The 21,285-nt window shown below is 59.8% G+C and carries 24 protein-coding genes; 14 read left to right on the plus strand and 10 right to left on the minus strand.

Going from position 1 to position 21,285, the window contains the following annotated elements:
* Positions 1-10: 10 nt before the first annotated feature.
* Together BN1143_RS05445 and BN1143_RS21510 are read left to right on the plus strand one after the other, a co-directional pair.
* Positions 11-277: a hypothetical protein gene (locus tag BN1143_RS05445; protein WP_042049910.1), complete on the plus strand. Its 267-nt coding sequence runs from the start codon at positions 11-13 to the stop codon at positions 275-277.
* Positions 277-927, plus strand: coding sequence for a hypothetical protein (locus BN1143_RS21510; protein ID WP_052444024.1), 651 nt, complete (start codon positions 277-279; stop codon positions 925-927). Before BN1143_RS05445 ends, BN1143_RS21510 begins: the two co-directional genes overlap by 1 nt.
* A gap of 599 nt (positions 928-1,526) precedes the next feature.
* Here the strand turns inward: BN1143_RS21510 and BN1143_RS05455 are convergent.
* Positions 1,527-2,411 (minus strand): LysR family transcriptional regulator, encoded by an 885-nt coding sequence (locus BN1143_RS05455; RefSeq protein ID WP_042049911.1) that lies wholly within the window; start codon positions 2,409-2,411, stop codon positions 1,527-1,529.
* 109 nt (positions 2,412-2,520) lie between these two features.
* Here BN1143_RS05455 and budA point away from each other — a divergent pair, with 109 nt between their 5' ends.
* Both budA and alsS read left to right on the plus strand, forming a co-directional pair.
* On the plus strand, positions 2,521-3,300 hold the full coding sequence (gene budA / locus BN1143_RS05460) for an acetolactate decarboxylase (protein ID WP_017787776.1): 780 nt from the start codon (positions 2,521-2,523) through the stop codon (positions 3,298-3,300).
* A gap of 27 nt (positions 3,301-3,327) precedes the next feature.
* Positions 3,328-4,998 (plus strand): acetolactate synthase AlsS, encoded by a 1,671-nt coding sequence (gene alsS / locus BN1143_RS05465; protein WP_042049913.1) that lies wholly within the window; start codon positions 3,328-3,330, stop codon positions 4,996-4,998.
* Between the two features lie 100 nt (positions 4,999-5,098).
* Here alsS and BN1143_RS05470 read toward each other — a convergent pair whose 3' ends face one another.
* Entirely contained in the window at positions 5,099-5,677 is a 579-nt protein-coding gene (locus BN1143_RS05470) for a DJ-1 family glyoxalase III (RefSeq protein ID WP_042049914.1), read from the minus strand.
* A 33-nt stretch (positions 5,678-5,710) separates the two neighbouring features.
* Positions 5,711-6,658, minus strand: coding sequence for a ketopantoate reductase family protein (locus BN1143_RS05475; RefSeq protein WP_017787777.1), 948 nt, complete (start codon positions 6,656-6,658; stop codon positions 5,711-5,713).
* Between the two features lie 357 nt (positions 6,659-7,015).
* Here BN1143_RS05475 and BN1143_RS05480 point away from each other — a divergent pair, with 357 nt between their 5' ends.
* Positions 7,016-7,498, plus strand: a complete 483-nt coding sequence (locus tag BN1143_RS05480) for a YajQ family cyclic di-GMP-binding protein (protein WP_005303589.1) — start codon at positions 7,016-7,018, stop codon at positions 7,496-7,498.
* Between the two features lie 102 nt (positions 7,499-7,600).
* Here BN1143_RS05480 and BN1143_RS05485 read toward each other — a convergent pair whose 3' ends face one another.
* From BN1143_RS05485 to BN1143_RS05510, 6 genes are all read right to left on the minus strand, one after another.
* A complete protein-coding gene (locus BN1143_RS05485; RefSeq protein WP_042049916.1) occupies positions 7,601-8,440 on the minus strand; it encodes a nucleoside-specific channel-forming Tsx family protein in 840 nt (279 codons plus the stop codon).
* Between the two features lie 156 nt (positions 8,441-8,596).
* Positions 8,597-9,976: an AmpG family muropeptide MFS transporter gene (locus BN1143_RS05490; protein ID WP_042049919.1), complete on the minus strand. Its 1,380-nt coding sequence runs from the start codon at positions 9,974-9,976 to the stop codon at positions 8,597-8,599.
* Between the two features lie 87 nt (positions 9,977-10,063).
* Positions 10,064-10,393 (minus strand): hypothetical protein, encoded by a 330-nt coding sequence (locus tag BN1143_RS05495; protein ID WP_017764090.1) that lies wholly within the window; start codon positions 10,391-10,393, stop codon positions 10,064-10,066.
* Between the two features lie 116 nt (positions 10,394-10,509).
* Entirely contained in the window at positions 10,510-11,061 is a 552-nt protein-coding gene (locus BN1143_RS05500) for a peptidylprolyl isomerase (protein WP_005303575.1), read from the minus strand.
* Between the two features lie 15 nt (positions 11,062-11,076).
* A complete protein-coding gene (locus BN1143_RS05505) occupies positions 11,077-11,649 on the minus strand; it encodes a YajG family lipoprotein (protein ID WP_010634807.1) in 573 nt (190 codons plus the stop codon).
* Positions 11,650-11,678: 29 nt separating this feature from the next.
* On the minus strand, positions 11,679-12,821 hold the full coding sequence (locus tag BN1143_RS05510; protein WP_042049921.1) for a methyltransferase: 1,143 nt from the start codon (positions 12,819-12,821) through the stop codon (positions 11,679-11,681).
* 192 nt (positions 12,822-13,013) lie between these two features.
* Here BN1143_RS05510 and BN1143_RS05515 point away from each other — a divergent pair, with 192 nt between their 5' ends.
* The 9 genes from BN1143_RS05515 to nqrM all read left to right on the plus strand — a co-directional run bounded on the left by BN1143_RS05515 (position 13,014) and on the right by nqrM (position 20,864).
* On the plus strand, positions 13,014-13,322 hold the full coding sequence (locus tag BN1143_RS05515) for a BolA family protein (RefSeq protein WP_005303561.1): 309 nt from the start codon (positions 13,014-13,016) through the stop codon (positions 13,320-13,322).
* Positions 13,323-13,763: 441 nt separating this feature from the next.
* Positions 13,764-15,107, plus strand: a complete 1,344-nt coding sequence (locus BN1143_RS05520; protein ID WP_042049923.1) for a Na(+)-translocating NADH-quinone reductase subunit A — start codon at positions 13,764-13,766, stop codon at positions 15,105-15,107.
* Positions 15,108-15,110: 3 nt separating this feature from the next.
* Positions 15,111-16,340: an NADH:ubiquinone reductase (Na(+)-transporting) subunit B gene (locus BN1143_RS05525; protein WP_005303550.1), complete on the plus strand. Its 1,230-nt coding sequence runs from the start codon at positions 15,111-15,113 to the stop codon at positions 16,338-16,340.
* Entirely contained in the window at positions 16,330-17,118 is a 789-nt protein-coding gene (locus BN1143_RS05530) for a Na(+)-translocating NADH-quinone reductase subunit C (protein WP_005303548.1), read from the plus strand. Before BN1143_RS05525 ends, BN1143_RS05530 begins: the two co-directional genes overlap by 11 nt.
* Positions 17,111-17,743: an NADH:ubiquinone reductase (Na(+)-transporting) subunit D gene (locus tag BN1143_RS05535; RefSeq protein WP_005303545.1), complete on the plus strand. Its 633-nt coding sequence runs from the start codon at positions 17,111-17,113 to the stop codon at positions 17,741-17,743. Before BN1143_RS05530 ends, BN1143_RS05535 begins: the two co-directional genes overlap by 8 nt.
* Before the next feature lie 3 nt (positions 17,744-17,746).
* Entirely contained in the window at positions 17,747-18,343 is a 597-nt protein-coding gene (nqrE, locus tag BN1143_RS05540; RefSeq protein ID WP_005303538.1) for an NADH:ubiquinone reductase (Na(+)-transporting) subunit E, read from the plus strand.
* A 17-nt stretch (positions 18,344-18,360) separates the two neighbouring features.
* On the plus strand, positions 18,361-19,584 hold the full coding sequence (gene nqrF, locus BN1143_RS05545; RefSeq protein WP_005303535.1) for an NADH:ubiquinone reductase (Na(+)-transporting) subunit F: 1,224 nt from the start codon (positions 18,361-18,363) through the stop codon (positions 19,582-19,584).
* A gap of 3 nt (positions 19,585-19,587) precedes the next feature.
* The gene (locus tag BN1143_RS05550) at positions 19,588-20,628 is read left to right on the plus strand and encodes an FAD:protein FMN transferase ApbE (RefSeq protein WP_005303533.1); all 1,041 of its coding nucleotides are present in this window, start codon (positions 19,588-19,590) and stop codon (positions 20,626-20,628) included.
* An 11-nt stretch (positions 20,629-20,639) separates the two neighbouring features.
* On the plus strand, positions 20,640-20,864 hold the full coding sequence (nqrM, locus tag BN1143_RS05555) for a (Na+)-NQR maturation NqrM (protein WP_005303529.1): 225 nt from the start codon (positions 20,640-20,642) through the stop codon (positions 20,862-20,864).
* Positions 20,865-20,943: 79 nt separating this feature from the next.
* Here the strand turns inward: nqrM and BN1143_RS05560 are convergent, their stop codons facing one another.
* Positions 20,944-21,165, minus strand: coding sequence for a hypothetical protein (locus tag BN1143_RS05560; protein ID WP_042049924.1), 222 nt, complete (start codon positions 21,163-21,165; stop codon positions 20,944-20,946).
* Positions 21,166-21,285: the final 120 nt, after the last annotated feature.

Below are 21,285 nucleotides of genomic sequence, written 5' to 3' on the forward strand. Positions count from 1 at the left end.
GGAGGCCAGTTTGTTCGGTAGACAAGCTGGCTTACTATCCGGCGATCTTCTTGAGCCCCAGTACGGAAGTTTGGGTGGCATGGTCTATACCCTGTCGCTGGGGATTGATACCAATTTGGCTATCAAACTGGAGTTAGTTTATTTCGAGGGGATGATTCTGCGGGAGTTTATTTTCAAGGGCAAAAGTAGCAGTGGCGGTCCTGCCACATTGAGTGGCAGCAGCGGCGAGCTGGACACCATGTCTGCGTTGGTAGTCGGCAATAGGGGGAATAAATAATGGACAAGGTGAACGAGGCAATCGAGGTGGGTGAGCAGGAAACCCCTTTCCATCTGCTGCCGCATGGGGAGCAACAACGCATTATCGATACCAATCAAAAAAGGGTGCGTGAGGCTCCTACGTTACATGAGTGGAACATTAGAGTGAGAAACCCCCACACTTGGCTGATCATATCAATACCAATAGGGATTTTGATCTTGATTGGGGCTTGGTTAGCGTCAGGTGATGATATGATATCTCTAGGTTGGGGATTTATTGTGATGGGCGGGGGGGTAGCCCTTTATTTTCGTTATTTGGTAATGGCGGATAAAGATTATCATTACCGACTTACCTCTGAAGGGCTTATTGCTATTTATCAGGATGCTATTCCTGATGTCGCTTATAAAATGGTTCGAGGATTGGCTTGGTTAGGTGTACTTGTATGTGTTATGGCCGTGGCCGTATTAGGCCCGTTATCCTTGGTCGGTGCTGGTGGCATGGCTATTTTTGCAATTTTCTTCACTGATTTCAAAAAGGAAGAACATATAGAATATACATTGTTCAATAAAAATAAAACCAATGTAATTAAGGTTGTCAATAATGCTGCCTTCGTTCAATTCGAAACTATTCCATTTGGTTACTCAGGGTTTGCAAGTTTTTACTGCTATTAAAACGAATTAAATAAAATATTGGCATCTTTGTTGCCAATATTAAATTGCCAAGAATATAGAGAGTTCAAGACTATTCTTTCATTAAATAGAGCCCCTCACAGTTCTCTTGATGTAGGCGTACCAAGAAGGCTAGATGAGCTTGCCAAGTAATTTTAAAAAAGCTCTCGCTTGTTGATGTTTATTTAGGTTTGCCGTGCTGTTCAATATTTTAAAATACTCGTGGCTAGATAAATGGTTGCTGCAATCGACTTTGGGCAAGAAAAGGGAAAATTGACCAGTCAATGAAGGACTCTCGCGTTTGAGCAACTGGTGAATAAGCCTGGAGCAAGTCAAGCCTGACAGTTATATACCCAGTACCTCAGGGCTGGATGGACGCTAGGCCATGCCTAGTGGCTATCACTGCTATATTTTCCTACTCACTTTAAAGGGCACACAATAGGTTTGATTGCCATAGAGCAACCTTTGGTGCGAGTTGGTCAGGTGGAGCCGTATCGTTATCCTACCAAAAATATATGCTGACAGAGACTCTGCACAGCCTTGTAACCAGCCCCTGTCTCTAAAGTCCCCCTCTTTATCATCAAGCTTTGCATGATGTTGATTCAAGATTGGCGCGGGATCAGCCCAATCAGATGCTGCAGGCTTTTCTGGCGGGGATGGCGGCGGGTGGCGAGGCTGATGCGGGTGGTGAGCGGCTCGGTGGCGATGGGGTGATAGCTGACGCCGTGGGGGTGCAGCTCGCTGACCGAGCGCGGGATGATGGCGACCCCGAAACCGGCCTGCACCATGCCGACGGTAGAGATCACCTGCGGACTCTGGCTGCCGAGGCGGGGGCTGAAGCCGGCCCGCTGACAGCGCTGGGTGATGGCGTCGTGCAGCCCGGGTCCGAGCTCGCGAGGGAACAGGATGAAGGGATCCTGTGCCAGCGCCTCGATGGGGATGGCGCCACTGCCGGCCAGCGGATGGTGCGGGGGCAGGGCGATCAGCATCTCCTCCTCATCGATCAGGTGGTGGGCCAGCGCCGAGCTGCTGCTGCAGGGCAGACGCAAGATGGCGGCATCCAGCTCCTCGCTCACCAGATCACGTACCAGATTGGGCATGCTGTTCTCGATGGGGTGCAGGCTGACCTCCGGCCAGGCCTGGCGAAAATCGTGGATGAGTTGCAGCACGCTCGGGTGCAGCACGGTAGAGCCGGCAAAGCCGAGGCGCAGCGAACCCAGCTGGCCGCGAGCAATGCGCCTGGCCTTCTGCATGGCCTGCTCGGTCTGCGCCAATATCCCCTTGGCATCCTGATAGAGGCTCAGCCCCGCCTCGGTCAGCTCCACACTGCGGGTCAGCCGGTGAAACAGCGGCGTGCCCACCTCCTGTTCGAATTTGCGGATCTGCTGGCTGAGCGGCGGCTGGGCCATGCCCAGCGCCTCGGCGGCGCGGGTAAAGCTCTGTTTGTCTGCCACGGCCACCAGGTAGCGCAGGTAACGGAATTCCATATCTGGTACGTCTCGAAGCTGATGGGTTTGGATATTGGTATCAAACTGTGATCTTGGTCACTATTGAATCCTGATTTGCCAACCTAACAGGATTGGAGGTGAAATCCAAATGGAAACCAATTCATCATGTGACTGCGCCATCGAGATCAGCCAGCAGTTTGCTCGCTGGCAGGCTCGCCAGGGGGGCGGCGAGGTCTACCAGAGCTCCCTGATGAGCGCCCTGCTGGCGGGGGTTTACGAGGGGGAGACCACCATGGCCGACCTGCTGCGCCACGGTGACTTCGGCCTCGGGACCTTCAACCGGCTCGACGGCGAGCTGATTGCGTTCGAGCGCCAGATCCACCAGCTCAAGGCTGACGGCTCGGCCCGTCCGGCCCGCGCCGAACAGAAGACCCCGTTCGCGGTGATGACCCACTTTCGCCCCTGCCTGCAGCGCCGCTTCGATCACCCCCTGAGCCGCGAGGAGATCCATCAGTGGGTGGATCGGTTGGTGGGTACCGACAACGTCTTCGTCGCCTTTCGGCTCGACGGCCTGTTCGAACAGGCGCAGGTGCGCACCGTCCCCTGTCAGAGTCCTCCCTACAAGCCCATGCTGGAGGCCATCGAGGCCCAGCCGCTGTTCTCGTTCAGCCAGCGGCGCGGCACCCTGGTCGGCTTTCGTTGCCCGCCCTTCGTGCAGGGGATCAACGTGGCTGGCTATCACGAGCACTTCATCACCGAGGATCGCCGGGGCGGCGGCCACATCCTCGACTACGCCATGGGCCACGGCCAGCTGCAGCTGTCGGTGGTGCAACACCTCAACATCGAGCTGCCCCGCAATCCGGCCTTTCAGCAGGCCGACCTCAATCCCGCCGATCTGGACCGCGCCATCCGCGCCGCCGAAGGCTGAGCTCTTCGCTTAACAAGGAGTGACATCATGGAAAATCAACACTGGGCCTGTGGGGCCGAACTGGTGGTGCGCCATCTGGAGGCGCAGGGGGTCAAGCAGGTATTCGGCATTCCCGGGGCCAAGATCGACAGGGTATTCGATGCGCTGGAGGACTCTCCCATCGAAACCATAGTGGTGCGTCACGAAGCGAATGCCGCCTTCATGGCCGCCGCGGTCGGCCGGCTGACCGGCAAGGCCGGGGTGGCGCTGGTGACCTCGGGGCCGGGCTGCGCCAACCTCATCACGGGTCTTGCCACCGCCACCTCGGAAGGGGATGCCATGGTGGCGCTGGGCGGAGCCGTGCGGCGGGCCGACGGCCTCAAGCTGACCCACCAGAGCCTGGATACCGTCAGCCTGTGCCGGCCGGTCACCAAGTTCAGCGCCCAGGTGGGCACCGGTTCAGCCCTCTCCGAGGTGATGGCCAACGCCTTTCGCTGCGCCGAGCTGGGGCGGCCCGGGGCGGCCTTCGTCAGCCTGCCGATGGACATCATCAACGAGCCGGCCGACGGCGCCATCCTGGTGCCGAGTGCCATCCCGGAGCCGGGAGCAGCCGATGAGAGCGGCATCGATCGGGCGCTGAGCCTGCTGGCGCGGGCTCGCAAGCCGGTGGTATTGCTCGGCCTGCTGGCCAGCCGGCCGGAGAACTCTCTCGCGGTGCGCGCCTTCCTCGACAAGAGCAGGTTGCCGGTGACCGGCACCTATCAGGCGGCCGGGGTGGTGGATACCCACCATTTCGATGACTTCGCCGGACGGGTGGGACTGTTCAACAACCAGCCGGGGGACAAGCTGCTGCAGGATGCGGATCTGGTGATTTGTATCGGCTACAGCCCCATCGAATACGATCCCGTGTTGTGGAACGGCACCGGTGAGCGCCAGCTGCTGCACATCGATGCGCTGCCGGCGGAGATCGACAGCAGCTACTGCCCGGCGGTGGAGCTGGTGGGCTCCATCAGCGCCAACCTGGCGCGGCTGACCCGGATGCTGCATCAGCCGCTGGCGCGGGATCCGGCCATTACTGCCCTGCTCGGCGAGATCCGCGCCCAGCGCCATCAACTCGCCGAACATGCCGGCCGGCTGGGGGGGACCCCCATCCATCCGCTGCGCATCGTCAAGGAGCTGCAGGACATCATCGGGCAGGACATGACCCTGTGCGTGGACATGGGCAGCTTCCACATCTGGATTGCCCGCTACCTCTACAGCTTCCGGGCCCGCCAGGTGCTCATCTCCAACGGTCAGCAGACCATGGGGGTGGCGCTGCCCTGGGCCATCGGGGCAGCCATGGTGCGCCCGGGAGAGAAGATCATCTCGGTGTCTGGCGACGGCAGCTTCATGCAGTCGAGCATGGAGCTGGAGACCGCGGTGCGGCTCAAGTCCAACATAGTGCACATCATCTGGGTCGATAACGGCTACAACATGGTGGCGATGCAGGAGGAGAAAAAGTACAGCCGCAGCTCAGGGGTGAGTTTCGGCCCCATCAACTTCAAGGCCTATGCCGAGTCGTTCGGGGCGGCCGGCTTTGCCGTCACCTGCGCCGAGGATCTGCGGGCGACCCTGCGCGCCGCCATGGCGGTGAGCGGGCCGGCGGTGGTGGCCATCCCGGTGGATTACAGCGACAACCACCTGCTGATGGAGCAGCTCAGGCCCGAAATGCTCAGTTGAGCCGGAGCTTAACCGGCAGACTGCTTGCAGTTCGCCTCAAAGCAGAGCGCCCCTTGCCAATTGGCAAGGGGCGCTCTGTCATTGCGAGAGGGCTATTTACTCAGGGCATGGGTGAGGAGGGGGGCAGCACCATGGGGCCGGCCACCGCACCGGCAGCCTCGTCACCGCGCAGCACCCGCACCAGCTCGAGGGCGAACTCGATGGCGGTGCCCGGCCCCTGGCTGGTGATGAGGTGATGAGCCTCATCGGTCACCACCCGCGCGTGACTGAGCTGCGCCGCGGGCAGGCGGGCCTGAAAGCCGGGATGGCAGGTGGCGCGGGCTTCCCCCAGCAGATCGTGGTGCAGCAGCACCACGGCGGGGGCGGCGCAGATGGCTGCCCGCCAGCGCTGCGCTGCTGCCTGCGCCTTGAGCAGGGTGATGGCGCGCGGCGTATCGCGGATAACCTCGCTGCCGGGCAGGCCACCCGGCACCACTATGGCCTCGAACTCCTGATCCGCCAGCTCGTCGAGGTGGCAATCCGCCACCAGCTGTACCCCGCGGGAGGCCCTGATCTGGCGCTGCCCGGCGGGGCAGCAGGAGGCCAGCACCACCTCGATGGCCCCGCGTACCAGGGTATCGACGATGGCGACCGTCTCGATCTCTTCTGACCCGGGGGCCACCAGTACCAGTACGCTCATCCGTTGCTCCTTGCGTTGGCGAGCCCGATGGGCTCACTGTTTCTCTTTGATGGCCTGATAGAGACCCTGATTGACCGGCACCGCGATGCCGTGGCTGGCTGCCCGGGCCAGCAGGAAGCCGGTGATGGCCTCAATCTCGGTCTCGCGCCCCTGCTCCATGTCCTGATACATGGAAGAGTAATTGTCGGCGGTGAGCTCCACCACCGTCATGACCCGGCGCAGCAGCTCGTCGCTGCCGGTCGGCTGGCCTTCGGCCTGCATCACGTCCGCCACTTCCACGCAAATCTGCTGCAGGGCATCGGCAAAGCGCGGGCCGGCCAGCTCGCCATTCTTGAGCTTGTAGAGCGCGGTGAGCGGGTTGATGGCGCAGTTGACCGCCAGCTTCTGCCACTGGCGCGCCTGGATCTGCTCATCCCAGCCGGCCTGGCCGAGGGCGGCCGCCAGCTCGTCCGCGAGAGCGGCATGGGCTCTGGCCGCCTCGTTGACCGGGCCGAGCCAGGTTTCGCCCTTGCCGGTGTGGCGGAACACGAAGTGGCCGCTCTGCATGGCGCCGTGGCTGGTGACGCCGGCGATGACCGGATTGTGGGGGAACAGCGCGACCACCTGCTCGGCGATCCCCATGCCGTTGTGCAGCAGCACGATGGGCACGTCGGTCGCCAGCTGGCCCACCAGCGGGGTCAGCGCCTCGATGACCTGACCGGCCTTGGTCATCACCAGCAACCGCTGGATCTGACCCGGCTGGTCGACGAAGCCGCGCTCGATGTTGATGAGCTGGGTGTTGCCCTCCAGCGAGGTGAAGTCGATGCCGGGGTGCAGGGTGGCGCGGTGGCGCTCGCGCAGCAAGACGCGGGTGGACTGGCCGCTTTGAGTCAACAGGGAGGCAAACACACCGCCCAGGGCGCCGCAGCCCAGCAGGGTCCATTGGGGGGAGGGGGTGTGTCGACTGTGTGTCAGGTTGTAATCGCGTGATCCGCTTGGCATGGAGAGACTCAATCAAGGTAGGGGCTGCATTCCAGTCAACCACCTGCCGGGGATAAGTGAAGATGTCGCCTGGCGGACACCTGGAACGGGTTCATGATCTTGCTGCGAGGTCGTGATCAAGGCTTGTACGAGGCTTGCGCATGTGAAGCCGGAAGCCCATGTATTCATATACAAGCGGGCTCCTGCGCAGCGATTTACCTTGCGGACGACCTCTCGCGACAGATACTGAACAGGTTCTAACGGGTCTCGCCATTCCTGTGCGCAGGGGATTCTAGCAGAGCAGTCCCATCGAAATCAGCAAATTTGCCGTAATTCTGGTAGATTTGCCCCCCTATAGCGCAACATGAGGAGCCCACTATGCCGTCATTCGATATTGTCTCTGAAGTCAAAATGAACGAGGTGTTGAACGCCGTCGACAACGCCAATCGTGAACTGGCGACCCGTTTCGATTTTCGTGGTGTTGAAGCCAGCTTCGAGTTGAACAAGGAAGAGGTCAAACTGGAGGCCGATGCCGATTTCCAGCTCAAGCAGATGGTCGAGATCCTGCGCGGTGCCCTGCTCAAGCGCAACATCGAGAACAGCTCCATGGACGTGGGTGACAGCGTTCACTCCGGCAAGCGCTTCCACCTGACCGTGAAGTTCAAGCAGGGGATCGACAAGGAAGTCGCCAAGAAGCTGGTGAAGCTGATCAAGGATTCCAAGATCAAGGTGCAGGCCGCCATTCAGGGCGACGAGGTGCGGGTCACCGGCAAGAAGCGCGACGATCTGCAGGAGACCATGGCCCTGGTGCGTGGCGCCGAGCTGGGTCAGCCGATGCAGTTCCAGAATTTCCGCGACTGATGGATGGCCGGGGAGGGCGTGGCTCTCCCTTTTAGCCGCCATCGAGCCATAAAAAAACCGGAGCAGCTGCTCCGGTTTTTTGTATCCCTGATACCCGTTCGATTAGAACTTGTAGGTAACGGAGAAGTAGTGGCCGAAACCAGTGGTGCTCAAACCAAATTGACCGTTGTTGATGCCATAAACTTCGTTGAAGTATTTCAGACCATATCCAACAGCGTAACGATCAGAGTGCCAGTAGAGGCCATGGAAAGTAGCCAAGCCATCAGAATGGCTAGTTTCTTTCATACCCCATGCATAATCCAAATAACCTTGGTAAGAAACAAAGCTGCCATTAGAGAAGGTATAGAAAGGTTTGAACCAGTTCATAGAGAACTGCTGGCCATTCCAGCCTTCGCCAGACACGCCAACTTTCACGCCATTGTCATCGATAGAACCAGATTCGTTTACATGGCGCTTATACAGGTTCATGCCTACTTTGCCGAACCATGGCACCTGTACATCAGTACCTAAACCGACGAGAGATTCATTGAGGCCATGAGCGCCACCAATGTTGAACAAGCTGGCAACATAGACTTCCTGTATTGGGCCAAAGGAGAGGTCTTGGCCTGTCAGAGCATCAAGAGACACACGCGGTGCAAATTTGATAAACAGGTTATCACCGTCATGTTTGTCACTGTGCTTGGAGTCAAAGATATCGAAAATATCAACGTAACCATACAGGTCAAAGATACCGGAACGGCCACCGAACTCCATTTCAAAGTAGGTATCGTTGTAGCCATCTTCAGCACTCATCGGGCGCTGATCAATGGTATGCATGACGTTGAATTGGAACCACTTGTAGTCATTCTTGTGGATGTCACCGCTGTAGTCAGCAGCGAAAGCCGGGGTAGCGGCGGCAGCCAGCAGACCGGCACCGATCAGAGTCTTGGTAAATTTGGCCATTTTATTGGTCTCTTGTGCGTTAGTTGAGGTTTTCCGTAGCCTGCCCACAAGGAGCGGAAGGGATTCTAGCCAAATAAATTCACCGGATAAACCAGCACCAGGGAACTTTATTCGGAAGTGTGAATCTAATCACCCCCAATTTTACGCAAACGCTTGCTATTTGTCCGATTGCGGTAACAAGGCACTTCCTCGTTTGGCAACCAACACGATCAGGATCAGCACCGGAATGCCGAGCAGGCTGGTGCTGATGAAGAAGCTGCTGTAGCCGAACTGCTCGACGAAGCGGCCGGAAAAGCCCGCCAGCAGCTTGGGCAGCAGCAGCATCACCGAGCTGAACAGGGCGTACTGGGTGGCGGAGAAGGCCACGTTGGTCAGGCTCGACAGATAGGTGACGAAGGCGGCCGTGGCGATGCCTGCGCTGAGGTTGTCCAGCGAGATGATCAGGGTCAGCAGCTCGAGGTTGTGGCCCACTTCATTGAGCAGGGCAAACAGCAGATTGGTGCTGGCGGTGAGCAGGGCGCCGAGGAACAGGATGCGCAGGGTGCCAAAACGCATCACCAGCACGCCGCCGAGGGCGGCCCCCACCAGCGTCATGATAACCCCATACACCTTGGTGATGGTGGCCACCTCGGTCTTGCTGAACTGCATGTCCACATAGAAGCTGTTGGACATCACCCCCATCACCACGTCCGAGATGCGATAGCAGGCGATGAGCCCGAGGATCAGCAGGGCGGAGCCGCCGTAACGGCGAAAGAAATCGGCGAACGGACACCAGATGGCCTCGTAGCTCCAGGCACCGAGACCGGCCAACCCAGCCGGCCAGCCGCGGGCGAGCAGCAGGGTCTTGCGGGCCGCCTGTTGTTCATTCTGGGCGGCAAGATCAATGACGGGTTCGTGGCAGAACAGGGTGGTGATGACGCCGAGGGACATCAGCCCCGCCATCAGCAGATAGGTGAGCTGCCAGCCGCGATAGTCGTAGCCGTCGTTGCTGCCGAGCCAGGCGGCCAGCGCCAGTGCGCCGGCCCCGGCCATGATCATCGCCAGCCGGTAACCAGTCATGTAGGAGGCCGCCATGGCCGCCTGCAGCCGCTCGGGGGCCGACTCGATGCGATAGGCATCGATGACGATGTCCTGGGTGGCGGAGGCGAAGGCCACCAGCAGGGCAAACAGGGCCAGCTGGGCGAGCTGGGTCTTGGGATCGCAGAAGGCCATGCCCACCAGCGAGGCGGCGATCAGCAACTGGGAGAAGAGCATCCAGCTGCGGCGCCGGCCCAGCCAGCGGGAGAGCAGTGGCAGCGGGAGCCGATCCACCAGCGGTGACCACAACCATTTGAAGCCATAGGCCAGCGCTACCCAGCTCATGTAGCCGATGTCGGTCAGGCTGACATCCGCTTCGCGCAGCCAGAACGAGAGGGTGCCGAACACCAGCAGCAGCGGCAGGCCGGAAGAGAACCCCATGGCAAACAGGATGAGAACCCGAGTCTCAAGGTAGACGGCGAGCGACGCGCGCCAGCTCGGTGTACGGACAGTGTTCAAATACCTGACTCCTCTGGGAAAATTGCGCCATTTTGTCAGGTTCGGGTTGGATAGCCAAGGCAAGCCGGGCAGGGGAGGGCACTATATTCAGGGGCGCAGGCCGATGCAGTGGCGCGGCAGCGGCCCGTCCGTGGTCAGGAAATTGGCGCACTCCATCAGCTGCAGGCGCAGCCAGACGTCGGCGATGATTTGCTGTTCATCCCACTGATGCAGGCTGTGCAGCAGGTGCCAGAACACCCCCTCCTGCTCGGAGGCCGGGGTCTTGTCGGCGGGGACATGGGGCAGATCCTGCCAGTGGGACAACAGCTGCCAGCTCAGATCTTCCAGCTGCTGATAAGGGATCTCTCGTGCCAGAAAGTGACGAACCGTCTGGGCCAGCGGGATGGCGTGCTGGGCGATGTAGTCGTTGCAAGTCACCGGAACCTCCTTCTCCTCTCGTGGGCCTTGCCCCGGATATCGGGGCAAGGCCAGAGTATAGAAAGGGGCGCCGGCAACCCGGACCGCGGGGATGACGGATTGTGATCCGCTCCGCGTTATTTGTCCGCCAGCAGGACCACCTTCTTCAGGATGATGGGGCTGGTGGGCACGTCGTTGGCACGCAGGATGGGGCTGTAACCGGTCTGCACCTGGGCCAGCTTGTCCAGTACCTCCATGCCCTGCACCACCTGGCCGAACACGGTGTAACCGGCGCCGGCATTGGCGTTGAGGTTGTTGTTGTCGACCAGGTTGAAGTAGAACTGGCGAGTGGCGCTGTCGACCGCCTGGGTGCGGGCCATGGCGATGCTGCCGCGCTTGTTGGGCAGGCCGCCCTTGGACTCGTTGACCACGGGGTCGAAGGTGGGCAGTTGCTGGAACTGCTGGTTGTAGCCGCCCCCCTGCACCACGAAGTCCTGGATCACCCGGTGGAAGATGCTGCCGTCATAGCTGCCATCGGCCACGTAGCGCAGGAAGTTCTTTACCGTCTGCGGCGCCTGCTTGGAGGCCAGCTCCACCACTATGTTGCCGTGGTTGGTCTCCATCCTGACCTTGGGGCCGGCGAACGCCAGCGGGGCGATCAGCATGGCCAGTAACCAGAGTTTTTTCATCTATTCGCTCCTTGCTCAGCTCGGCTGACCCTTGAGATAACCGCGCAGGGCGGTGTCAGCCATGATCTGCTGCAGTACGCTGCCCAGCTGCTGGTTCAGGGTGGACTCCAGTTCGGCCATGCTCGGCTCGCCCGGGCCTTCCTTGCTGGAGGACATGTTGAACTGCTTGGTCAGCTTGCTGCCCTGGAAGTCGGCGATCACCTGCAGGCTGACGCGGGACTTGGTGACATAGGTGAAGGTCTTCTCTTCCACCGTGACCGCGGCAGTGGAGATGGCCAGGGTCAGGTTGGTGGTGCCGCTGTTGCCTACTTCCAGGCCCTGGCTGCGCAGCCCTTCGGCGAGCTTCTCCGCCAGCAGGCTGTTGAGGGGCTGGCTGCTGTTGACCAGTACCGCGGCCTTCTCTTTTTTCTTGATGGAGAAGACGTAGGCGGCTTCACGCTTGTCCACCCCTTCCAGGGTGATGCGGTTGCCCGAGTAGTACTGCTGGTTGGAGGGGATCACCTGCGGATTGAGCAGGGCGCTCTCCGGCCAGTGAGTCGCACAACCACCCAGCATCAGGGCGGCCAGCAGCAAGAGTGACTTTTTCATCATGGGTTTCCTTTCGCGTTTGATGGCGTTTAACGTTTGATGGCTTTCAAAATAACGAATTTGCTGTTCGACGCAACGACTTGTGCGTTGGCGAACAGGCGCTTGAGCTTGTTGTGATAGTCCAGATGGCGGTTGCCCACTATCCAGAGTTCCCCCCCTTTGGGCAACACCCGGTGGGCGTCGCTGAACATCTGCCAGGCGATGTGGTCTGTGATGGCCTGCAACTGGTGGAACGGCGGGTTGCAGAGGATCCGATCCGCCGAACCGGCAGGCACGCCGTCGAGACAGTTGTTGACCATAAAGTGGGCGCGGGGCAGGGCCGCCGGCAGATTGTGCTCGACGTTGAGCCGGGCCGAGGCGACCGCCATGCGGGACTCGTCGACGAAGGTGACCTCCACCTCGCTGTCACGCGCCAGCAGGGAGAGCCCCAGCACGCCGTTGCCGCAGCCCAGATCGATCACCTTGCGGGCGCTGTGGATGGGCAGATTGTCCAGCATGAAGCGGGCGCCGATATCCAGGCTGGTGCGCGAGAACACGTTGGCATGGTTGTGGATGAGCATGTCGGTGCCCTCCAGTGGCCAGACCGTGGGGAAGGGGTTGGCCAGCGCGGGACGCTCGGCGGGCGCAGCGGCCGGAGTGCAGTGAATGAGGCGCGCCTTCTTCCAGGCGAGTGACGTGCGGGTCGGCCCCAGGTATTTCTCAAACAGCGCCAGGGTGGAAGTGTGGATGTCCTTGGCCTTGCCGGCGGCGATGACGCGGGTGGCAGGGGTAACGACCCCGCGCAGGGCCAGCAGTTGCTGCTCCAGCAGCGCCTGATACTTGGAGACCTTGATCACCACCAGTGCGGGGGCATCGGGCAGGGGCGCCAGCGCATCCTGCAGGCGGATGGCCGCGGGATCCAGGCCGTTTTCTGCCAGGTTGGCCAGGGTAGCCCGCTCGCTGATGTGGGAGTCGGTGACGCAGACAGGGGTATGAGGGTGCAGACAGGCGGCCAGCGCCCCGAAACCGTCGTTCATGATGATGACGGGGCCATCCTGCTCGAGGGGCTCTTCGGCCAGGGTATTGATCAGATACTCGTCGGCGGCATCCCAGGCCTGCAAGGGATCCTGCTGCTGACGTGGATAGCGATACAGGGTCAGGCGACAGTGGGCCGTGTCGAGAAGGGTTTGCATAGGCGAATTGTCCAGCTGAGTCATGTAACGGGCCCCGGTGGGGCGCAAAGTGGCGCTATTCTAGCGGGGGCGGAGAATTTCACCAGCCCGGCAGGGCTGCAAGCGGGATTTTCCCGCACCGCCCGATTTCGTCATCCGGTCAACCCTGGCTACAATGGCCGGACATCCATTTTGGGAGTTTTGCTCGTGACCATGCAACAACAGATCGAGGCCAAGCTGGCCGCCGCCTTGTCCCCCAGCCACCTGGAAGTGATCAACGAGAGCTACATGCACAGGGTGGCGCCGGGCTCGGAGAGTCACTTCAAGGTGGTGGTGGTGAGCCAGGCGTTTGAAGGGCAGCGCCTGCTGGGGCGCCATCGTCAGGTCAATGCGGTGCTGGCCGACGAGCTGGCGGGGGCCATTCATGCATTGGCGCTGCATACCTATACCGAGCAGGAGTGGCAACAACGGGAGCAGGCACCGAGCACCCCCAGCTGCGTCAGCAAAAATGGACTCTCTTAAGACTATTGACGAATTTATTACTCAATCTTCGACCAGTTAACAATTTCAAAACCTGTTTCGGCGACGTTTCGTACTCATGAGGGGAGCGTCGCCCTCCCACCGCGCCATCAAGATTTCTAATCCTTTTTCGAACATAAAAATTATTACCCATTTTGGGGTAATGGTGGCTAACTCGAGGCCGCGCCTGAGGTTTCACGAGAAAAAGCGACGCGATTAAATTGCGATGATTTTGTGATAGAGCGGGGATTTTCCCCATTTTGCATGGCAGGAAACTTGCCATAGGTGGTAAACTCAGGCGCTTTTGAATGACTCTGTATGTTGCTGATTTGTTTGTTTCTTCGACATCTTGCCGCAACATCAACGGGCTCATTCAACAACTCGTCGTGATGTATTTCTCGGCGCTAACCAACCTGTCTTCCCTTAACGGTAGTGCAAGTGAGTATGATTACAATTAAAAGAGGACTGGACATCCCCGTGCTGGGTGCTCCGGAGCAAGTAATCTACGATGGCCCGGCCATCACCCGTGTTGCTACACTCGGCGAAGAGTTCGTGGGGATGCGTCCTACTATGTTTGTCAAAGTAGGTGATCGCGTCATTAAAGGTCAGGAGCTCTTCGAAGATAAGAAGAATCCCGGCGTTAAATTCACGGCCCCCGCCACCGGTGTGGTTTCAGAGATCAACCGTGGTGCCAAGCGCATTCTGCAATCCGTTGTCATCGACATCGATGGGTCCGACGAGCAGGTGACCTTCGAGCACTTTGCCTGTGCCGAGCTGCCTAAGCTCGAACGCAGCAAGGTGCAGGAGATCCTGGTCGCGTCCGGCCAATGGACTGCGTTGCGTACCCGCCCGTTCAGCAAGGTGCCAGCCGTGGGTTCCATCCCGCGTGCCATCTTCGTCACCGCCATGGACACCAACCCGCTGGCCGCCGACGCGGAGCTGATCATCAAGGAACAGTCCCAGGCGTTCCTCGACGGTCTGGCCGTGCTGACCCGCCTGACCGATGGTTCCGTCTATGTCTGCAAGGGCGAAGGCAGCCTGCCGCACGCTTCCCTGGCGCAAGTCAAGGAAGAGGTGTTCGTCGGTCCGCACCCTGCCGGCCTGCCCGGTACCCACATCCACTTCTTGGACCCTGTTGGTGCCAAGAAAGTGCAGTGGCACATCAACTATCAGGACGTGATCGCCTACGGCAAGCTGTTCACCACCGGTCAGATCCATACTGACAAGGTGATCGCCCTGGCCGGCCCGAACGTGATCAAGCCGCGTCTGCTGCGTACTCGCATGGGTGCCTGTATCAGCCAGCTGACCAACAACGAGCTGCGTGCGGACGAGAATCGCGTCATTTCCGGTTCCCTGCTGAGCGGTGCCAAGGCTGAAGGGGTCCATGACTACCTGGGTCGCTACCACAATCAGGTCAGCGTGCTGGGTGAAGGTCGCGAGAAAGAGTTCCTGGGGTGGGTCAATCCCAGCGCCAGCAAGTTCTCCATCACCCGTACCACCCTCTCTCACCTGGTGAAGGGCAAGCTCATCAACTTCACTACCACCACCAATGGTAGTGACCGCTCCATGGTGCCTATCGGCAACTATGAGCGCGTGATGCCGCTCGACATCCTGCCGACCCTGCTGCTGCGGGATCTGGTCTCCGGCGATACCGACAATGCGCAAGCGCTCGGCTGCCTGGAGCTGGATGAGGAAGATCTGGCGCTCTGTACCTTCGTCTGCCCCGGCAAGACCGAGTACGGCCCGATCTTGCGTGAGTGCCTGACCAAGATTGAACTGGAAGGTTAAGCGATGAGTTTCAAGCAACTTCTTGAAAATATGGAACATCACTTCGAGCCGGGTGGCAAGTACGCCAAGTACTATGCCCTGTTCGAAGCGGCGTACACCCTGTTTTATACCCCGGGTTCCGTGACCCGCAATGCCGCCCACGTCCGTGATGCGATCGATCTGAAGCGCATGATGATCATGGTGTGGCTGGCCGTGTTCCCGGCCATGTTCTGGGGCATGTACAACGTCGGCAACCAGTCCATCGCCGCCATCGCCCACTTGGGCACGGCCGCCGGTGCCGGCAGCTGGCAATATGCCCTGGCTACCCTGCTGGGTGCCTCTCTGGATCCGGCGGTGGCCGGCGTCGGCAGCAAGATGCTGATCGGTGCGGCCCACTTCTTCCCGATCTACATCACCGTCTTCATCGTCGGTGGTTTCTGGGAAGTGCTGTTCGCCATGGTGCGCAAGCACGAGATCAACGAAGGCTTCTTCGTGACCTCCATCCTGTTCGCGCTGATCGTGCCGCCCGAGCTGCCCTTGTGGCAAGCTGCCCTGGGTATCACCTTCGGTGTGGTGCTGGCCAAGGAAGTGTTCGGTGGTACCGGCAAGAACTTCCTGAACCCGGCGCTGGCGGGTCGTGCCTTCCTGTTCTTCGCCTACCCTGGTCAAATCTCCGGTGATGCGGTCTGGGTTGCCGTCGACGGCTACTCGGGCGCAACCGCGCTGAGCCAGTGGGCCCAGGGCGGCCAGATGGCGCTGATCAACGGTGCCACCGGCCAGAGCATCAGCTGGATGGACGCTTTCCTTGGCAACCTGCCCGGTTCCATCGGTGAAGTTTCCACCCTGATGATCCTGCTGGGTGCGGCCATGATCGTCTACATGCGCATCGCCTCCTGGCGCATCATCGCCGGCGTGATGATCGGCATGGTAGCTACCTCCCTGCTGTTCAACGTCATCGGTTCCGACACCAACCCCATGTTCAACATGCCGTGGCACTGGCACCTGGTGCTGGGTGGTTTCGCCTTCGGTATGGCCTTCATGGCGACCGACCCCGTCTCCGCTGCCTTCACCAACAAGGGCAAGTGGTGGTACGGCGCCCTGATCGGCGTGATGGTGGTGCTGATCCGGGTCGTGAACCCCGCCTTCCCGGAAGGCATGATGCTGGCCATTCTGTTTGCCAACCTGTTTGCCCCCTTGTTTGACCATTTCGTGGCACAGGCGAACATCAAGCGGAGGATCGCTCGTGGCGTTTAATAAAGACTCTACTACCGGCACTCTCGCCGTAGTGACCGGTCTGTGTCTGGTCTGCTCCATCGTGGTCTCCGTGGCCGCCGTGGGTCTGCGTCCGGCCCAGCTGGAAAACAAGGCGCTGGACAAGCAAAGCAACATCCTGTCCGTCGCCGGCGTCGACATCAGCGCCGTGGCCAAGCGTGACCTGGCCAAGCTGTATGGCGACAAGATTGAAGCGCGTCTGGTGGATCTGGCCACCGGTGAGTTCGTTGACGGCGATGCCGACAACTTCGACACCAAGGTCGCCGCCAAGGATCCTGCCCAGAACATTCGCCTGGCTCCGGCCGACGACAAGGCCGGTCTGCGTCAGATCTCCAAGCTGGTCCCGGTGTTCTTCGCCAAAGATGCTGAAGGCAAGGTCGACAACATCATCCTGCCGATCTACGGCCAGGGTCTGTGGTCTACCATGTATGCGTTCGTAGCGGTCGCGGCCGATGGCCAGACCATCAAGGGCATCACCTACTACGACCACGGTGAAACCCCGGGTCTGGGTGGCGAAGTCGAGAACCCGGCCTGGCGCGAGCTGTTTGTCGGCAAGAAGCTGTTCGACCAGAACGGTCAGCCTGCGCTGCGGGTGATCAAGGGTCATGCTCCGGCTGGTTCCGAGCATGAGATCGACGGCCTGTCCGGCGCAACCCTGACCGGTAACGGCGTACAGCATACCTTCGACTTCTGGATGGGTCCCAAGGGCTTCGGTCCTTTCCTGGCCAAGGTTCGTGCAGGAGAAATCAACAATGGCTGACAAGAGCGAAATGAAAAAGTTGCTGTTGACGCCTGTGCTCGGCAACAACCCCATCGCACTGCAGGTGCTGGGTGTCTGTTCCGCGCTGGCCGTTACCAGCCAGATGAAGACTGCGTTCGTGATGACGCTGGCCGTTACCGCGGTCACCGCCTTCTCCAACCTGTTCATCTCTCTGATCCGCAACCAGATCCCGAACAGCGTGCGGATCATCGCCCAGATGGCGGTGATTGCCTCGCTGGTTATCGTGGTTGACCAGGTGCTCAAGGCGTATGCCTACGACATCTCCAAGCAGCTGTCGGTGTTCGTCGGCCTCATCATCACCAACTGTATCGTGATGGGCCGTGCCGAAGCCTACGCCATGAAGAGTGCCCCGCTGCCCTCCTTCCTGGATGGTATCGGCAACGGTCTGGGTTATGGCGCCGTGCTGCTGACCGTGGCCACCGTGCGTGAAATCCTGGGCTCCGGCACCTGGTTCGGCATCGAACTGCTGCCGCTGGTGAACAATGGTGGCTGGTATGTGCCGAACGGCCTGCTGCTGCTGCCGCCGAGTGCGTTCTTCATCATTGGTCTGATCATCTGGGGCGTGCGCACCAAGGATCCCAAGCAGGTGGAGGCGAAGGATTAAGGTATGGAACACTATATCAGTCTGTTGATTCGCTCGATCTTCATCGAGAACCTGGCGCTCTCCTTCTTCCTGGGGATGTGTACCTTCCTGGCGGTGTCCAAGAAGGTCAAGACCGCCATGGGCCTGGGGATTGCCGTTATCGTGGTTCAGACCGTGGCCGTACCGGCCAACAACCTGATCTACAACTACGTGCTCAAAGACGGTGCCCTGGTGTCCGGTCTGGATCTGAGCTTCCTGAGCTTCATCACCTTCATCGGGGTGATTGCGGCCCTGGTACAGATCCTGGAGATGGCGCTGGACAAGTACTTCCCGGCCCTCTACAACGCCCTCGGTATCTTCCTGCCGCTCATCACAGTGAACTGCGCCATCTTCGGTGGCGTCTCCTTCATGGTGCAGCGTGACTACAACTTCGTGGAGTCCGTGGTCTATGGCGTGGGTTCGGGTGCAGGCTGGATGCTGGCTATCGTTGCGATGGCAGGGATCCGCGAGAAGATGAAGTACTCCGATGTTCCGGAAGGCCTGCGCGGCCTTGGCATCACCTTCATCACCGCGGGTCTGATGGCGCTGGGCTTCATGTCCTTCTCTGGTATTTCCCTGTAATCGGAAAGGAAATATAGATGGAAATTATTCTGGGTGTGGTCATGTTCACCGTGATCCTGCTGGCCTTGGTGGCAGTCATTCTGTTCGCCAAGTCCAAGCTGGTAACTGCCGGTGACGTGACAATCAGCATCAACGGCGACCCGGCCAAGGCTGTGACCAGCCCGGCGGGTGGCAAGCTGCTCGGCGTGCTGGCCGGCAGCGGTATCTTCGTCTCCTCCGCCTGCGGCGGCGGCGGCTCCTGTGGTCAGTGCAAGGTTCGGGTGAAATCCGGCGGCGGCGACATCCTGCCGACCGAGCTGGATCACATCAGCAAGGGCGAAGCCCGTCATGGCGAGCGTCTGGCCTGTCAGGTCACCGTCCGTTCCGACATGGACATCGAGCTGCCGGAAGAGATCTTCGGCGTGAAGAAGTGGGAATGTACCGTCATCTCCAATGACAACAAGGCCACCTTCATCAAGGAGCTCAAGCTGCAGATCCCCGATGGCGAGAGCGTGCCGTTCCGCGCCGGTGGTTATATCCAGATCGAAGCGCCTGCCCACCACGTGCAGTACAAGAACTTCGATATTCCTACCGAATATCGCGGTGACTGGGATCGCTTCAAGATCTTCGAACTGGAGTCCAAGGTCAACGAGCCGATCATCCGTGCCTACTCCATGGCCAACTATCCGGAAGAGTTCGGCATCATCATGCTGAACGTGCGGATCGCGACCCCGCCGCCGAGCAACTGGACTGCCCCTCCCGGCCAGATGTCCTCCTACATCTTCAGCCTGAAGGCGGGCGACAAGGTGACCATCTCCGGTCCGTTCGGCGAGTTCTTCGCCAAGGACACCGATGCGGAAATGGTGTTCATCGGTGGTGGTGCCGGTATGGCGCCGATGCGTTCCCACATCTTCGATCAGCTGCGCCGTCTGAAGACCAAGCGCAAGATGAGCTTCTGGTACGGTGCCCGTTCCAAGCGCGAGATGTTCTATGTCGAAGACTTCGACATGCTGCAGGCCGAGAACGACAACTTCCAGTGGCACGTGGCCCTGTCCGATCCGCAACCGGAAGACAACTGGGACGGCTACACCGGCTTCATCCACAACGTGCTGTTCGAGAACTATCTCAAGAACCACGAGGCGCCGGAAGATTGCGAGTTCTACATGTGCGGTCCTCCCGTGATGAACGCTGCCGTCATCAACATGCTGAAAAACCTCGGCGTTGAAGACGAGAACATCCTGCTGGATGACTTTGGTGGTTAATCAATGCACAGTGTTGTAAAGACCTGGCTAGCCTTCGGGCTAGCCTTTTTCTTGACTGGGTGCGGTCAGGAACAAACGGTCCAATCGAAGCCGGAAATTCACATCACCGGCAGCACCATGGGTACCTACTACTCCATCAAGGTGGCGGACAACGTCATCACGGATCCCGCCAAGTTCCAGGCCGAAGTCGATGTACTGCTGGAGCGGGTGAACGATCAGATGTCGACCTACCGGCCGGACTCCGAGCTGTCGCGCTTCAACCAGCACCGCAGCTCGACGCCCGTGGTGGTCTCCCGCGATACCGCGCGGGTGGTGACCGAGGCCATTCACATTGGCCGTGAGAGCCGCGGGGCGCTGGACGTCACCGTCGGCCCCTTGGTCAATCTGTGGGGCTTCGGGCCCGACGCGCGCCCGACCAAGACGCCGTCTGACGAGCTGATCACCCAGACCCGCCAGAAGACCGGGCTCGGCAATCTGCACGTGATCACCTCCGTCGATGCCGATACCCTGCAAAAGGACATCCCGGATCTCTACGTGGATCTCTCCGCCATTGCCAAGGGCTTTGGCGTCGACAAGGTGGCCGAGTATCTGGAGTCCCTGGGTTCGCGCAACTATCTGGTTGAGATCGGCGGCGAATTGCGGATCAATGGCGTCAACGGCAAGGGTCACCCCTGGCGCGTCGCCATCGAGAAACCGACGGCCAACGCCGGCTCGGTGCAGGAGGTGATAGTGGCGGGCGACAACGGGGTGGCGACCTCGGGCGAGTACCGCAACTATTACGAGCTGGACGGCAAGCGCTTCTCCCACACCATCGATCCCATGACCGGCAAGCCTATCCAGCACCGGATGGTGTCGGTGACCGTCATTCACCCCTCCTGCATGACTGCAGACGGGCTGGCGACCGTGTTCATGGTGCTCGGACCCGAGAAGAGCCTGGCCTACGCCAAGGAGCGGGGGCTGGCCATTTTCGTGATCACCAAGACGGATGAGGGTTTCGAGGAGTCTTACTCCGATGCCTTCAAACAGTATCTGGTTAGAAAATAAGGGGCGGTAACATGCAGATTTTTTTGATCACCTTCGGGGTGTTTCTGGTGGTGGTGGTGGCCATGGCCATCGGCTACATCTTCCAGAAGAAGACCATCTCCGGCTCCTGTGGCGGACTTGGCAGCATAGGTATCGAAAAAGAGTGTGATTGCCCGGAACCCTGCGACAACCGCAAGAAGAAGATGGCCAAGGAAGAGGCCCGTCGCAAGATGCTGGCCGAGAACCGGATCATCTGAGCGGGCAGGGGGCACTCGCACCCATGTCGAAAGCAAAACGGGCTGACCCTTGGGTCAGCCCGTTTTTTATGGCGAGCGCTCAGTAGTCGTAGCGCTGGCACTCCTTCTTGTTGAATTCGGCCCGCCAGCGTGCCAGCTCCTCCTGCGTACCCAGCTCGTCCCCCTGTTTGATGGCCTTCTCCAGCGCCTCGATGCGCTCGTGCAACCAGCTACACTCGGCGGTCGGATTGTCCTTGCCATAGCTCTGCTGCGGCAGCAGCAGGCAGAGCCCCAGAGCCAACCCCGGCCAGACTCCCTTCATCTCATCCTCCTTGTGCGATGGATTATAAATGGTGCCTTAAGAGTCTATGTCGGCCCGTCATTTCATGCCGATGGCAGAAATGACAACACTGGGTTAGCATAGGCAGGTTACCTGTTTATT

This window comes from Aeromonas dhakensis (assembly GCF_000820305.1).
Taxonomy (GTDB): domain Bacteria; phylum Pseudomonadota; class Gammaproteobacteria; order Enterobacterales; family Aeromonadaceae; genus Aeromonas; species Aeromonas dhakensis.